At 65.6% G+C, this 12,632-nt stretch carries 13 protein-coding genes; 5 read left to right on the forward strand and 8 right to left on the reverse strand.

Annotated features, from left to right (window positions below; genetic code table 11):
* Positions 1-32 precede the first annotated feature (32 nt).
* Positions 33-602 (reverse strand): O-acetyl-ADP-ribose deacetylase, encoded by a 570-nt coding sequence (locus ACVILH_RS28835; RefSeq protein WP_456717100.1) that lies wholly within the window; start codon positions 600-602, stop codon positions 33-35.
* The gene (grxD, locus tag ACVILH_RS28840) at positions 599-937 is read right to left on the reverse strand and encodes a Grx4 family monothiol glutaredoxin (RefSeq protein WP_006609190.1); all 339 of its coding nucleotides are present in this window, start codon (positions 935-937) and stop codon (positions 599-601) included. Before grxD ends, ACVILH_RS28835 begins: the two co-directional genes overlap by 4 nt.
* Before the next feature lie 304 nt (positions 938-1,241).
* On the opposite strand from grxD, the gene egtB reads away from it, so the two are divergent.
* Both egtB and egtD read left to right on the forward strand, forming a co-directional pair.
* Positions 1,242-2,495 (forward strand): ergothioneine biosynthesis protein EgtB, encoded by a 1,254-nt coding sequence (gene egtB / locus ACVILH_RS28845; RefSeq protein WP_456715908.1) that lies wholly within the window; start codon positions 1,242-1,244, stop codon positions 2,493-2,495.
* A 57-nt stretch (positions 2,496-2,552) separates the two neighbouring features.
* A complete protein-coding gene (egtD, locus tag ACVILH_RS28850) occupies positions 2,553-3,524 on the forward strand; it encodes an L-histidine N(alpha)-methyltransferase (RefSeq protein ID WP_456715909.1) in 972 nt (323 codons plus the stop codon).
* 79 nt (positions 3,525-3,603) lie between these two features.
* Here egtD and ACVILH_RS28855 read toward each other — a convergent pair whose 3' ends face one another.
* The gene (locus ACVILH_RS28855) at positions 3,604-3,843 is read right to left on the reverse strand and encodes a BolA/IbaG family iron-sulfur metabolism protein (protein ID WP_456715910.1); all 240 of its coding nucleotides are present in this window, start codon (positions 3,841-3,843) and stop codon (positions 3,604-3,606) included.
* A 230-nt stretch (positions 3,844-4,073) separates the two neighbouring features.
* Between ACVILH_RS28855 and ACVILH_RS28860 the strand changes: the two genes are divergently transcribed.
* Positions 4,074-4,439 (forward strand): DUF427 domain-containing protein, encoded by a 366-nt coding sequence (locus ACVILH_RS28860; RefSeq protein WP_456715911.1) that lies wholly within the window; start codon positions 4,074-4,076, stop codon positions 4,437-4,439.
* Positions 4,440-4,489: 50 nt separating this feature from the next.
* Here ACVILH_RS28860 and ACVILH_RS28865 read toward each other — a convergent pair whose 3' ends face one another.
* Positions 4,490-4,663: a DUF1328 domain-containing protein gene (locus tag ACVILH_RS28865; RefSeq protein ID WP_257165369.1), complete on the reverse strand. Its 174-nt coding sequence runs from the start codon at positions 4,661-4,663 to the stop codon at positions 4,490-4,492.
* Positions 4,664-4,926: 263 nt separating this feature from the next.
* Here ACVILH_RS28865 and ACVILH_RS28870 point away from each other — a divergent pair, with 263 nt between their 5' ends.
* The gene (locus ACVILH_RS28870; RefSeq protein WP_456715912.1) at positions 4,927-6,123 is read left to right on the forward strand and encodes an acyltransferase family protein; all 1,197 of its coding nucleotides are present in this window, start codon (positions 4,927-4,929) and stop codon (positions 6,121-6,123) included.
* 216 nt (positions 6,124-6,339) lie between these two features.
* On the opposite strand, the gene purL is transcribed toward ACVILH_RS28870, so the two are convergent.
* Positions 6,340-8,550: a phosphoribosylformylglycinamidine synthase subunit PurL gene (gene purL, locus ACVILH_RS28875; protein WP_456715913.1), complete on the reverse strand. Its 2,211-nt coding sequence runs from the start codon at positions 8,548-8,550 to the stop codon at positions 6,340-6,342.
* A 197-nt stretch (positions 8,551-8,747) separates the two neighbouring features.
* Here purL and ACVILH_RS28880 point away from each other — a divergent pair, with 197 nt between their 5' ends.
* Positions 8,748-9,230, forward strand: a complete 483-nt coding sequence (locus ACVILH_RS28880) for a PaaI family thioesterase (protein WP_456715914.1) — start codon at positions 8,748-8,750, stop codon at positions 9,228-9,230.
* Between the two features lie 213 nt (positions 9,231-9,443).
* On the opposite strand, the gene ACVILH_RS28885 is transcribed toward ACVILH_RS28880, so the two are convergent.
* The 3 genes from ACVILH_RS28885 to ACVILH_RS28895 all read right to left on the reverse strand — a co-directional run bounded on the left by ACVILH_RS28885 (position 9,444) and on the right by ACVILH_RS28895 (position 12,540).
* Positions 9,444-10,181 (reverse strand): tetratricopeptide repeat protein, encoded by a 738-nt coding sequence (locus tag ACVILH_RS28885; protein WP_456715915.1) that lies wholly within the window; start codon positions 10,179-10,181, stop codon positions 9,444-9,446.
* Between the two features lie 254 nt (positions 10,182-10,435).
* On the reverse strand, positions 10,436-11,701 hold the full coding sequence (locus ACVILH_RS28890) for a DUF1236 domain-containing protein (protein ID WP_456717101.1): 1,266 nt from the start codon (positions 11,699-11,701) through the stop codon (positions 10,436-10,438).
* Between the two features lie 266 nt (positions 11,702-11,967).
* Positions 11,968-12,540: a hypothetical protein gene (locus tag ACVILH_RS28895; RefSeq protein ID WP_456715916.1), complete on the reverse strand. Its 573-nt coding sequence runs from the start codon at positions 12,538-12,540 to the stop codon at positions 11,968-11,970.
* Positions 12,541-12,632 lie beyond the last annotated feature (92 nt).

Below are 12,632 nucleotides of genomic sequence, written 5' to 3' on the forward strand. Positions count from 1 at the left end.
CTGGAGCGGGCTGCGACCCGCAGGACGGCTGCTTATCGCGGCGATCCTGCGCGAGCGCAGCTCTCGATGGCCCGGCTCAACGCATCATCATGCAGCTCGGCACTCGCCTCCGAGAAGCAGCAGAACACGATCTGCGACAGCGAGGTCTGCTCGCTGATGGCCGCGATGGAGGTCGCGACCGCAATGGACGCGGCGCGATCGGCGGGAAACCGAAAGATTCCGGTCGAGATCGCGGGAAAGGCGACGGAGTCCAGACGGTGCTTGTGGCACAGCTCAATCGAGCGGCGATAGCACGAGGCGAGCAGCTCCGGCTCGCCGCGCTCGCCGCCCTGCCACACCGGACCCACGGTGTGGATTACGTGGCGCGCCGGCAGGCGATAACCCTTGGTGATCTTGGCCTCGCCGGTCTTGCAGCCATGGAGCATGCGGCACTCCATGACGAGATCCGGACCGGCGGCGCGGTGGATCGCGCCGTCGACGCCGCCACCGCCGAGCAAAGACGAGTTCGCGGCGTTGACGATGGCGTCAACGCCGAGCTTGGTGATGTCGGCGGTGACGACCTCGAAGCGGGTCGCGCCGATGGTGCGGACGGGGTAGCTCAGGCCGAGGCCGCCGTGCCGACCGGGATGCCCTTGTCGGTGAACAGCTGCTGCAGCTCGCCGCTCTGGAACATCTCACGCACGATGTCGCAGCCGCCGACGAATTCGCCCTTCACATACAGCTGCGGGATCGTCGGCCAGTTGGAGAACGTCTTGATGCCGTTGCGCAGCTCGGCCGATTCCAGGACGTTCAGGCCCTTATAGCCGACGCCGACATGATCGAGGATCTGCACGACCTGGCCGGAAAATCCGCACTGCGGAAACTGCGGCGTCCCCTTCATGAACAGGACGACGTCGTTCGACTTCACTTCGTTGTCAATGAATTGCTCGATGCTCATCTTCGCTTCCTCTAGGGCGCCTCAAGGAACGCCTGGGGCTCGGTGCCGCTCCGGTCGCGTCGGGCCGATTTCGGCCGCGGCCGACCATCACTCCCGCTATATGTAGCGCAAACCGTTGGTCTGCCAAAGTAAAATGCCAAGGATCGGCCCGCAAGGCAGGCCCCCGCGCAGGCCATGGGCTGATGACGGCAATATAATCACCCGGCGAGGGTTTCATCCCGTAACCGAGCCCCCATCTAGGACGAACTGCCCGAAGGAACTTGTTCCGTCGAAAATCGTTCTCTCCACGCAAACGGAGACCCGCGTGACCAGTTCAGCCTCCGCCACAGCCTCGCTTCCCGTCCCCGCCGACCTTGAGACCCAGAGCTCCGGCCCCCGCGCCGGCAGCCTGATCGAGGCCTTTCTGGCCGTCCGGGGCGAGACCGAACGGCGCGCAGCACCGCTGAGCCCGGAGGATCAGGTCATCCAGTCGATGCCGGACGCCAGCCCGGCGAAATGGCATCGCGCCCATACCACGTGGTTCTTCGAGCAATTCGTGCTGGGCGCGCATTGCCGGGGCTACACGCCGTTTCACCCGGACTATGCCTTCCTGTTCAATTCCTATTACGTCAGCGCCGGCCCCCGCCACACGCGGGGCGAGCGCGGTCTGATCACCCGCCCGGGAGCGGCCGACATCACAATCTACCGCCGCCATGTCGACGCGGCGATGGTCGACTTTTTGAACCGGGCCGACGCAGCGACCTTGGAGGCCGTGGCGCCGCTCATCGAGGTCGGACTCAATCACGAGCAGCAGCATCAGGAGTTGATGCTGACGGACATCCTGCATGCCTTTGCGCAGAATCCGACGGCGCCGGCCTATGATCCCTCATGGCGCTTCCCCGTCCCGGCCGGCAGCGGCGATGATTGGATCAGCCTTCCCGAGGGCATCCACACCGTCGGCCATGCCGGCGACGGCTACCATTTCGACAATGAGCGGCCGGCGCATCGGGCGCTGGTCGGGCCAGTGAAGCTGGCACGCAACCTCGTCACCAATGCCGAGTGGCTCGCCTTCATGGATGCCGGTGGTTATCAGACCGCCACGCTCTGGCTGATGGACGGCTTCGCCGCTGCGAGCCGCGAAGGCTGGCAGGCGCCCGGGCACTGGTACAAGGTCGAGGGCGAGTGGCGCGTGATGACGCTCGGCGGGCTGCAGCCGGTCGATCCGGACGCCCCGGTCTGCCATGTCAGCTACTACGAAGCCGATGCGTTCGCGCGCTGGCGCGGCCAGCACCTGCCGACCGAAATGGAATGGGAGGTCGCCGCACGCGGCGGGCAGCTCAACGACGCCTTCGGCATTGTCTGGCAGTGGACGCGCAGCGCCTACAGCCCCTATCCCGGCTATTGCCCGATCGAGGGCGCGCTCGGCGAGTACAACGGCAAGTTCATGGTCAACCAACTGGTGTTGCGCGGCTCATCGCTGGCGACGCCGGAAGGGCACAGCCGCGTCAGCTATCGCAATTTCTTTTATCCGCATCACCGCTGGCAATTCACGGGGCTGAGGCTGGCCGATTACGCCTGAGAGCCCCGCCACATCTTTCGCCGATCACCGCGCCTCTTGCGCGTCCAGGAGAGTATCATGAACGTGCACGTCAACGCGCTGGTCGATGCCCATCTGCCCGACGACAAGACGTCGGCCTTCGCGCAGGATGCCGTCGCCGGCCTCAGCAAGCAGCCCAAGCAGCTGTCGCCGAAGTACTTCTATGACGCGGCCGGATCGGATCTATTCGAGCAGATCACGCGGCTGCCGGAATACTATCCGACGCGGACCGAGCTCGGCATTCTCCGAGACCGCGGCGCCGAGATCGCGGCCATCATTCCCGACGATGCCGCGCTGATCGAGTTCGGCGCCGGCGCCACGACCAAGGTCCGTCTGCTGCTGGAGAGCTGCCGCTTTGCGGCTTATGTGCCGGTCGACATCTCCGGCGATTTCCTCACTGCGCAGGCCGACAGCCTTCGCCGCGATTTCCCTGATCTCGCGGTCCATCCGGTCATTGCCGACTTCACCACGGCGTTCAAGCTGCCCGAGGCGATCGAAGGCAAGCCGAAGGTGGGCTTCTTTCCGGGATCGACGATCGGCAATTTCGAGCCGCACGAGGCCTGCCGCTTCCTGCGGTCGGCGCGCGAGATCCTGGGCGCCGGCGCGCTGATGATCGTCGGCGTCGACCTGGAGAAGGACGAGCGCGTGTTGCATGCCGCCTATAATGATGCGGCTGGCGTGACCGCGCGCTTCAATCTCAATCTGCTGCTGCGGATCAACCGCGAGCTCGGCGGCAATTTCGACCTGTCCGCCTTCGTCCACCGCGCCATCTACAATCGCGAGCAGCACCGCATCGAGATGCATCTGGTCGCGCGCAAGCCGCAGACCGTCCGGCTGCTCGGGACCACGGTGTCGTTCCGCGTCGGCGAGAGCATCCACACCGAGAATAGCTACAAATACAGCATCGAACGGTTCGGGGCGCTGGCCAGCGGCTCCGGCTGGAAGGTGCAGACGGTCTGGACCGATGCCGAGAAGATGTTCTCGGTTCAGGCGCTGGTGGCCGAAGCGTGAGGCACAGCGTTCTCTGGAAAACAGGCACCCGCAGACCGTGCGGGTGCGATCAGCCGGGGCGCGACGGGCGCATCACCGTTCAGCGCTGGTCCGGCACCCCGGTCTGCAAGGCCAGCGCGTGCAGGACGTCGCCCATCTGGCCGCGCAGCGACTGATAGACGAGCTGATGCTGTTGCACGCGCGACTTGCCGCGGAAGGCCTCGGAGATGACTGTCGCAGCGTAGTGGTCGCGATCGCCGGCAAGATCACGAATCGTCACCTGGGCGTCGGGAATGGCGGCCTTGATCATCTGCTCGATCACGTGGGCATCCATAGGCATCCCAGTCCATCTCCTTCTGTAGCACGAGCGGCTCAAAGCGCCTGATGGCCGCGCAGCAGCCCCTTAGTGGCCCGTTGCACGATACGAATCAAGGCGCTCTCGCGTGACCGTGATGGCCGAATCTAGCCCGAACCGGTTTCGAGGTCACGCCCGGAACCCTTATATATCAGGTTCACGCAAAATCCGCCGGACCGGGTGACGCACCCGGGCTCGCTCGCGAGGGAGATGACATGAAGCTTCCAGGACCGGATCACCCGATCACCATCACTCCCAACACCAGGCGCGTACGCGTGCTCGCCGACGGCGTCGTCATCGCCGACACCACGCGCGCTTTGACGTTGAAGGAGGCAAGCTACCCGGCGGTCCACTACGTGCCGCGGGCCGATGCCAATATGGCGGTGCTGCAGAAGACGGACCGCGTGACGCATTGTCCCTACAAGGGCGATGCCAGCTATTTCAGCATCGCCGTCGGCGGCAAGACGCTGGCCAACGCGATCTGGAGCTATGAGGCGCCGTTCCCCGCGATGGCCGAGATTGCGGGCCACCTGGCGTTCTATCCCGACAAGGTCCGGATCGAGGAAGTTGCGGCTTCCTGATTCCCGCCGCCCGGTGGGCCCGTTGCGGCGGGCATTCAGTTCGCGGCCTGCTACACCCTGAAGATCGTCAGGCCGAGGATCAGCAGCACGAGGAAGATCACCAGGAAGATATAGAACAAGATCCGCGCTATATCTGCGGAAGCTGCCGAGATTCCCGTGAAGCCGAGAACGCCGGCGACCACCGAGATCAAGAAGAACAGCAGCGCCCATTTGAGAATAGTCACGGTAAGGTCCTCCAGTCAGGCGCCGTACCCGGCGCGGTCGCCTGACTAACGGCGTTGGCGGGAACCAGTTCCTTCGGGGATCGAGCCTTGCCGGAGATCCGCAACTCGAGCAGGGCTGGCTCGTAACTTTCGCGGCAGCCGCTTCGTAACCGTGGAGAAGACGACAAAGTAGCGGGGCTGTGAGAAATCGGCTTGCGGGCGGCTCCGGCAGCTGATTTGCAGCACTGATCGGGCGAGACGACAGCGGCGTTTTTGGGGGACAGATGGTCATATCGGTTACGCAATCGGCGGCGGCCGCGAAGGTCGAGCTTCAGGTCCGGCCAAAGGCACGGGCGCGAAACGCTGCGCTCGATCACGCCCGCACCTTTCTGACCCTGGTGGTGCTGCTGCATCACGCCGTGATCCCCTACACCTATTTCGGGCACACCGATCCGACCTCCTTCCTCGGCTTCGACGGCATCGTGCTGGCCACCGACAGCTTCTTCATGGCCATGTTCTTCTTCCTGTCGGGCCTGTTCGTGTGGTCGGGCCTTGCCCACAAGTCGACCTGGCAGCACCTGCGCGATCGCCTGCTGCGGCTCGGCCTGCCCTTCGTCATCGCCGCGCTGACGCTGATGCCGCTCGCTTATTACGCGATCGAGCTGCGCGCCAATCCGGACGCCAGCTTCTCCGCCTTCTGGTGGAAGACCGTCACCGTCGGGCCCTGGCCGAGCGGGCCGATCTGGTTCATCTGGGTGCTGCTGGCGTTCGACGTATCGGCGGCCCTGCTGTACCGCATCTCTCCCGGCCTGCTCGATCCGATCAACCGGCTGTCGCTGCGCGGCTTCGAGCACCCGCGCGACTTCTTCTTCGTCTTCCTGCTGATCACGGGCCTGCTCTACATACCGTCGCGGCTGTTCTTCGGACCGACCCATTGGTTCGAAGCCGGCCCCTTCTCGGTGCAGGCCAGCCGCATCCTGCTCTACGCCGCCTATTTCTATGTCGGCGCCGGCATCGGCGCGGCCAATTTCGAGCGCGGGCTGCTGGCGGCGGAGGGACAGATGTCACAGCGAGGTCTCGGCGCCTGGATCGTGGTGACGCTGGTGCCTTACGCGCTGCTGTGGGTGCTGATCACGATCAAGCGCGAGGTGCTCGGCAATCCGCCGGACCTGCCGCACTGGTACGAGGGAGCGTACGGCTTCTTCTTCGTGATCTTCAGCGCGGCGATGATGTTCGCGATCCTGTCCTACTTCCTCAACCACCGCCGCTCGGAATTCTCAGTGCTCGACCGGCTGCAGGCCGACGCCTATGGCATGTTCCTGGTGCACTATCCGATCGTGCTGTGGATCCAATACGGGCTGTTCGATCTCAACCTGCCGGCCATCGCCAAGGCCGCGATCGCCTTCATCGGCAGCGTGCTGCTGAGTTGGGGGGCAACCTGGGTGCTCCGGCAGATCCCGGGCGCGAAGAACGTGCTTTAAGGCGCGCTCGTGATGACGCCGCGGGCGACCCCCGCTCGGACGGCAACCTCCGCCGTCGTCCCTGCGAACGCAGGGACCCATAACCACAGGACTTTGTTGTTGGCACAGGTCGACGACCAGCGTGCCCGACAATAACGGCCGCGGCGTATGGGTCCCGGATCGGCGCCACGCCAGCGCAATGCGCCGTCGTGGCTTGTGCGGGACGACGGCTGAGGGTTATGCGGCGCTACCGCCCATGTAGCTTGGCAGCCAACCTTCGAACCGAGTCTTGAGCGTAGCCACTTCAACCGAGGCTTCGCCGGCGATCGCCAGCGCCGTGCCGCCTGTCGTGCCGATGCGGGTGCATGGCACGTTGGCGCCGCGCATCTTGGCGAGGACGCGACCGGCCTCGGTCTCCGGCACCGTCACGAGATAGCGGGCCTGATCCTCGCCGAACCAATAAGCATGCGGCACGATGGAGGCCGGTGAAGCCAAAAGCCGCGCACCGATGCCGGAGGCCATCGCCATCTCGGCCAGCGCGACCAGCAGGCCGCCGTCGGAGAGATCGTGCGCGGCCGTCGCCGTACCCGCATGGATCATGCCGCGTATGACATCGCCGATGCGCTTCTCGGCGGCGAGATCGACCGGCGGCGGAGCGCCCTCCTCGCGGCCGCAGACGTCGCGCAGATAGACCGACTGGCCGAGCCAGCCATGGGTGTCGCCGATCAGCAGGATCGCCTCGCCCTCGGCCTTGAACGCGATGCTGGCCGACTTGGTGAAGTCGTCGAGCAGGCCGACGCCGCCGATCGAGGGCGTCGGCAGGATCGCCCGGCCGTTGGTCTCGTTGTAAAGCGAGACGTTGCCGGACACGACCGGGAAGTCGAGCGCGCGGCAGGCTTCCGAGATTCCCTTCAGGCAGCCGACGAACTGGCCCATGATCTCGGGCCGCTCCGGATTGCCGAAGTTGAGGTTGTCGGTGATGGCGAGCGGCCGGCCGCCGACGGCGGTGATGTTGCGCCAGGCTTCGGCCACGGCCTGCTTGCCGCCCTCGAACGGGTCGGCCTCGCAATAGCGCGGCGTGACGTCGACGGTGAGCGCGAGGCCCTTCGGCCCGTCCTGCACGCGCACGACGGCGGCATCGCCGCCGGGACGCTGCACGGTGTTGCCTAGAATGACGTGGTCGTACTGCTCCCAGATCCAGCGCTTGGAGCACAGATCCGGCGTCGCGATCAGCTTCTCCAGCGCCGGGATGATGTCCATCGGCGGCTTGACCTCGCGGGCGTGGATCACCGGCAGCGCGGGCGATGCCACATGAGGACGGTCGTAGAGCGGCGCTTCGTCACCGAGCTCCTTGATCGGCAGGTCGGCCATCACGTCGCCGCCATGCTTGACGACGAAGCGCTTGCTCGGCGTGGTGTAGCCGACCACAGCAAAATCGAGCCCCCATTTGCGGAAGATCGCCTCGGCTTCCTTCTCCTTCTCGGGCTTCAGCACCATGAGCATGCGCTCCTGGCTCTCGGAGAGCATCATCTCATAAGCGCTCATGCCGGTCTCGCGCGTCGGCACGGAGTCCAGATCGAGGTCGACGCCGAGGTCGCCCTTGGCGCCCATCTCGACCGCCGAGCAGGTCAGGCCGGCCGCGCCCATGTCCTGGATCGCGATCACGCAGTCGGCGGCCATGATCTCGAGGCACGCTTCCAGCAGCAGCTTTTCGGCGAAGGGATCGCCGACCTGCACGGTCGGGCGTTTCTCCTCCGAGGAGTCGTCGAACTCGGCCGAGGCCATCGACGCGCCGTGGATGCCGTCGCGGCCGGTCTTGGAGCCCAAATAGACGATCGGCATGTTCACGCCGGAGGCCGCCGCGTAGAAGATCTTGTCGGCGTCGGCGAGGCCGACCGCCATGGCGTTGACCAGGATGTTGCCATCGTAGCGGGTGTGGAAGCGGGTCTGGCCGCCCACCGTGGGCACGCCGAAGGAATTGCCGTAGCCGCCAATGCCGGCGACGACGCCGGACACGAGATGCTTGGTCTTGGGATGCTCCGGCGCGCCGAACGACAGCGCGTTCAGGCAGGCGATCGGACGCGCCCCCATCGTGAACACGTCGCGCAGGATGCCGCCGACGCCGGTGGTGGCACCCTGGTAGGGCTCGATGTAGCTCGGATGGTTGTGGCTCTCCATCTTGAACACGACCGCCTGGCCGTCGCCGATGTCGATCACGCCGGCATTCTCGCCCGGCCCCTGGATCACCCAGGGCGCCTTGGTCGGCAGGCCCTTGAGATGGATGCGCGACGATTTATACGAGCAATGCTCGTTCCACATCGCCGAGAAGATGCCGAGCTCGGTGAAGGTCGGCGTCCGCCCGATCAGCTTCAGGATGCGCTCATATTCGTCGGGCTTCAGGCCGTGGGCGGCGACGAGCTCGGGGGTGATCTGCGGTTCATTGCGCATGGAGAAATGCCTTTGCCCCGTGGGCCGCTGGTCCCTTAAACCCTGCTTCATAGAAAGCGGGGCCTGATGCGAAAAGGCCTTTTACGGCCCTCATCCGCCCTGTCCAGAGCTTTGGCCCGGACCGCGTGGCGGGATATTTGCAGATTATCGGTTGATCGGATTTAAGACGGTCAATCAACAGTTAAAGGCCCCGTCCCGTGCACGATCTGTCCCGTTCCGCCTTCGAGAACCGCCCCGGCATCCACATCGCCACATCAGGCGAATTCGCCGGCTGGCGCACCTGGATGCGCGACAGCTACGAATCCCACACCGGGCCGTTCTGGCACCGGATGGAGGAGGATGGTTCGATCCGCTGCGCCTTCCGGGTCGAGAAGAAACACCTCAACGGGGCCGGCAACATCCATGGCGGCTGCCTGATGACCTTCGCCGACTATTGCCTGTTCGCCTTTGCCGCCCCGATCCTGCAGGGCCCGGGCGTGACGGTGTCGTTCTCGAGCGAGTTCCTCGATGCCGCGCGCGAGGGCGAGCTGATCGAAGCCACCGGCGAGGTCACTCGCGCCGGCGCCTCGCTGATCTTCCTGCGCGGCATGCTGCATTCCGGGACGAAGCCGCTGTTCTCGTTTTCGGGGACCATCAAGCGGGTGAAGCGGCGGACCCCGGAGACGGCGAGCTCGCCGTAGCCTCGGTGGAGTGGCGTTCGAGCATTCACCGCGAAGGCGATGCACTCCCTCTCCCCGTTCTTCACGGGTAGAGGGTTGGGGTGGGCAGCCACAAGCACCGGACTCGCGGAGAGCCCCCTCACCCGGATTGCATCTTCGATGCAATCCGGCCTCTCCCCGCATGCGGGGAGAGGCGAAGACCTCGCTCGCTGCTCAAAGTGTCCCGTACAACAGCTAACCCGCGATCTGCTTCTCGGCGATCGCGATCCACTCGGCCTGCGCTTTCCGGACGTGGCGGGGTGAGCGCTTCATCTGGATCAGGAGCTCGGTGAAGACGACCTTGGCCTCGTCGACGCGGCCGACCAGCTTGAGCAGCGTGCCGTAGCGCGCCTTGGCCTCGCTGCTCGGCGCGTAGTCCAGGAGCGCCTGGTATTCCTCCAGCGCCTCCTCGGTGCGGCCGGCGTCCTGCAAGGCTCGCGCATACAACAGATGCGCCTCGGCTGAATTGTAGTCCGGCCAGGTCTTCTGCAGCTCGTCCAGCGTCGCCAGCGCGTCGGCCGGACGGCGCCGCGCGAACTGCGCCTTGGCCTTGCCGAGCGCGAAGATCGCCTCGTGGCCCATCGGCAGGCTCAGAATGTGGTCGTAATGCTGCTCGGCCTCGTCATAGCGACCTATCGCGACACATTCCTCCGCCAGCGCGGCGCGGTTGGCGATCGTATCCGTCACCGCCACACGATCCGACAACTCACGGTAGTACTTCTCGGGATCGAGCTTGTTGGCGACGCGCTTGCGCGCCTTCTGCACGTCGTGGCTCCCCAGCCATTCCGGCAACAGCTCGACGACGATATAGGCGAGCGCGCCGATCATCGGGACCATCAGGATGATGAAAGCCCAGGGCTGCAGGCGGCCGGTGCGGGAGGCATGATAGATCAGCGAGATGTCGAGCAACAGAACGACAAGTGCAATCGGCACGGCAGACCCCCACAACCAACAACGCTACACGCCAGCGTTGATAGCGTGGCCATGCGCGATGGACAATCCTGTGGCCGGCGCCGGCTCACCAGTCCTTCTGGTTTGACGCATGACTGCAACGGCCGGTTCAAGCCGTCGCGGCAATCGCGTTCGCTGGGCGGACGGCGATCGCCTTCATCGCGAGGGCACAAGACAAAGGGCGGAAGCGCTCTGCGCTCCCGCCCTTCCGTCACGCACTTAGGATCACAGCATTACTACTGCTGGTCGATGACCTGAACCACCTTCTGGTCGCGCGGATCGACCAGCACGACCTGATCGCCGATCGCCAGATATTGGTAGTTGGCCAGCTCCGGATTGGCGCGAGCGAGCTCATCGGGCACGCGGCGCAGGCTCAGGCAGCTCGAGCCGGAGGAGGACGACGACGAAGACGTCGTCGAACCGACCGTGCCCGTCTCGGTCGCAGCGCGGCGCAGGATCTGGCGCTGATCGTCCGACAGCACGATGTGCGTCGAGCTCACGCCGTAGCCGCCGCGGTCATAGCCGCGATCGGCCCGCCGGCCGTCCGGTGAGATGACGTCGACGATCTCACGGCTGCGCGGATCGACGATGGCAATCTCGTCATGCACCACCGTGTACTCGTAACCGCGATATTCCGGCACGACAGTGACGATGTCCGACGGCAGCGGACGCGGCCGCACGCGCTCCGGCAGGCGCTCGCCGACATTGACGTTGATGTTGATGTCGGTGCGCGCGCGGTCGAAGTCGTGATCGCGGCGGAGCTGATCGACCACACGGGTCTTCTGCTGCTCGTTGACCTGGACCTGCGCGTTGGTGCGGCTACCGTTCGGCTGGGTCTGGTTGTTGGCCTGTCCCGTCTGCGGACCAGCGCTGGCCGGACCGGTCTGCTGGTTCTGCTGCGCGGTCGAGCTCTTGGTGTCGGTGCCGCCAGGCTGATTGGCCTGCTTGTTGCGGTCGTTGTCCTGCCTGTCGCCAGCCTTGTCCGCGGCCTTGTCGGGCGTGCCGGTCTTGCGCTCGTCCTGGCTCTGCCGGGTCTTGTCCTTCTCGGTGCCGTTACGATCGTTGCGATCGGCCTCGCGGTCGGACTTGCGATCCGTCGCGCCCGACTTGGACTCGGCGGCGCGATCCTGCTCAGGCTTGGAATCGGCCTTGGTCGACTCCGCCTTGGACTTGCTGTCCGACTGCTTGCTCTCGGTGGTCGACTTCGTCTCAGCGCTTTCCTTTGCGCTCTCCTTGGCATCGCGGCCGCGCTCGGCGGCTGCACCGCCCTTGCTCTCGGCACTCTGCTTGGCGTCATGCGCCGGCCGCTCGGCGGCGCGCTCCTGGGCCTGCTCGCGCCCGCCGGCTGCCGGCTCGCTGCGATGCTCCTGCGCGCTCTGCCGCGTCTCAGACGCGCCACGCTCGGCAGCCGCCGCGCCGCCCTTGACCTCGCTCTTGGCCTCGCCGGCGGGCCGTGTCGCCTCGCGGGCGGTCGGGGCAGCGGCCCCGCCTTCACGCTTGATGTCTCCCTGCGCCGATGCAGCACCTGATGCCGTGCCGATCGCCAGGATGATTGCGGCCGTTCCCAGCCAATGTTTCGTCGTCATGAGAGAACCTCCTTGGTTCCCTGCCCCATTCGCGGGCGGACAACGCGAACATCCGCCCGGCGTTGCCGGGGGTGTGAGAAAAATCGCGCGGAACGTTTTCGATGAACGGCCTCTTCATCGAAGCCTCAATCGGCGAGTGGCAAAGGCGCGAGGCGCGCCTGCTCAGACCGCCGCAATCACGATCATCGCCGCGGCGGCGAGCCAAGCAGGACCATGACGGGAGTCGCGAACTGCGCGAAGTTGCCGGTGCTGCCCTTTTCGCTGTCGGCCGAGCTGATCAGGCTCGCACTGCCCTTCACGCCGAACAGCACACCGCTGACCTGATATTCCTTCGTCCCATCAGGCGCCACCTTCAGGCGCCGCACGCGAAACACCCGCGGCACCCCGGTGCCCTTGTCGCCATCGACGCCGAGGATCGTCGTGGTCTGGCCGGGCACGCGCTGGTCCAGCGGCTTGATTGTCTGCTCCTGGGAGGCGCGGAATTGCTCGATCGTCATCGTCGTGTTCGGCGGATAGAGCCGATAGCTGACCTTCGAGCCGGGACTGCATTTGGCGTCCTCGCACAGGAAGAAGGTCACGTCGGTGCCGTTCGGCCGCTGCGGCTTCCAACCACTGACCGCGAACGGCGCAGCTGCCGCAGACGGCGGTGCCGCTGGTGTCTCAGCGCGGACCCCGCCGAGGCCGGTGACGGCCGAGAGCGACAGGGATAGAAGAAGAAAGCGCAGGGCAAGCCGAGTGAAAGGCAGCGTCGACATCAAGGCACCGTCGGGATCGAGGCAAAGGCGGACGTCGGGGACGATCCGGGAGATGGAGGAACGTCCCGCCCCCTCGATCACCAGTCGGTCGT

Source organism: Bradyrhizobium sp. USDA 4353 (assembly GCF_054063215.1).

Excerpts from the sequence above, each read along its gene's own strand:
- grxD (WP_006609190.1), bottom strand. The coding sequence starts at position 937 with ATGAGCATCGAGCAATTCATTGACAACGAAGTGAAGTCGAACGACGTC.
- ACVILH_RS28895 (WP_456715916.1), bottom strand. The coding sequence starts at position 12,540 with ATGTCGACGCTGCCTTTCACTCGGCTTGCCCTGCGCTTTCTTCTTCTA.
- purL (WP_456715913.1), bottom strand. The coding sequence starts at position 8,550 with ATGCGCAATGAACCGCAGATCACCCCCGAGCTCGTCGCCGCCCACGGC.
- ACVILH_RS28855 (WP_456715910.1), bottom strand. The coding sequence starts at position 3,843 with ATGCCTATGGATGCCCACGTGATCGAGCAGATGATCAAGGCCGCCATT.
- ACVILH_RS28870 (WP_456715912.1), top strand. The coding sequence starts at position 4,927 with ATGGTCATATCGGTTACGCAATCGGCGGCGGCCGCGAAGGTCGAGCTT.
- ACVILH_RS28860 (WP_456715911.1), top strand. The coding sequence starts at position 4,074 with ATGAAGCTTCCAGGACCGGATCACCCGATCACCATCACTCCCAACACC.
- egtD (WP_456715909.1), top strand. The coding sequence starts at position 2,553 with ATGAACGTGCACGTCAACGCGCTGGTCGATGCCCATCTGCCCGACGAC.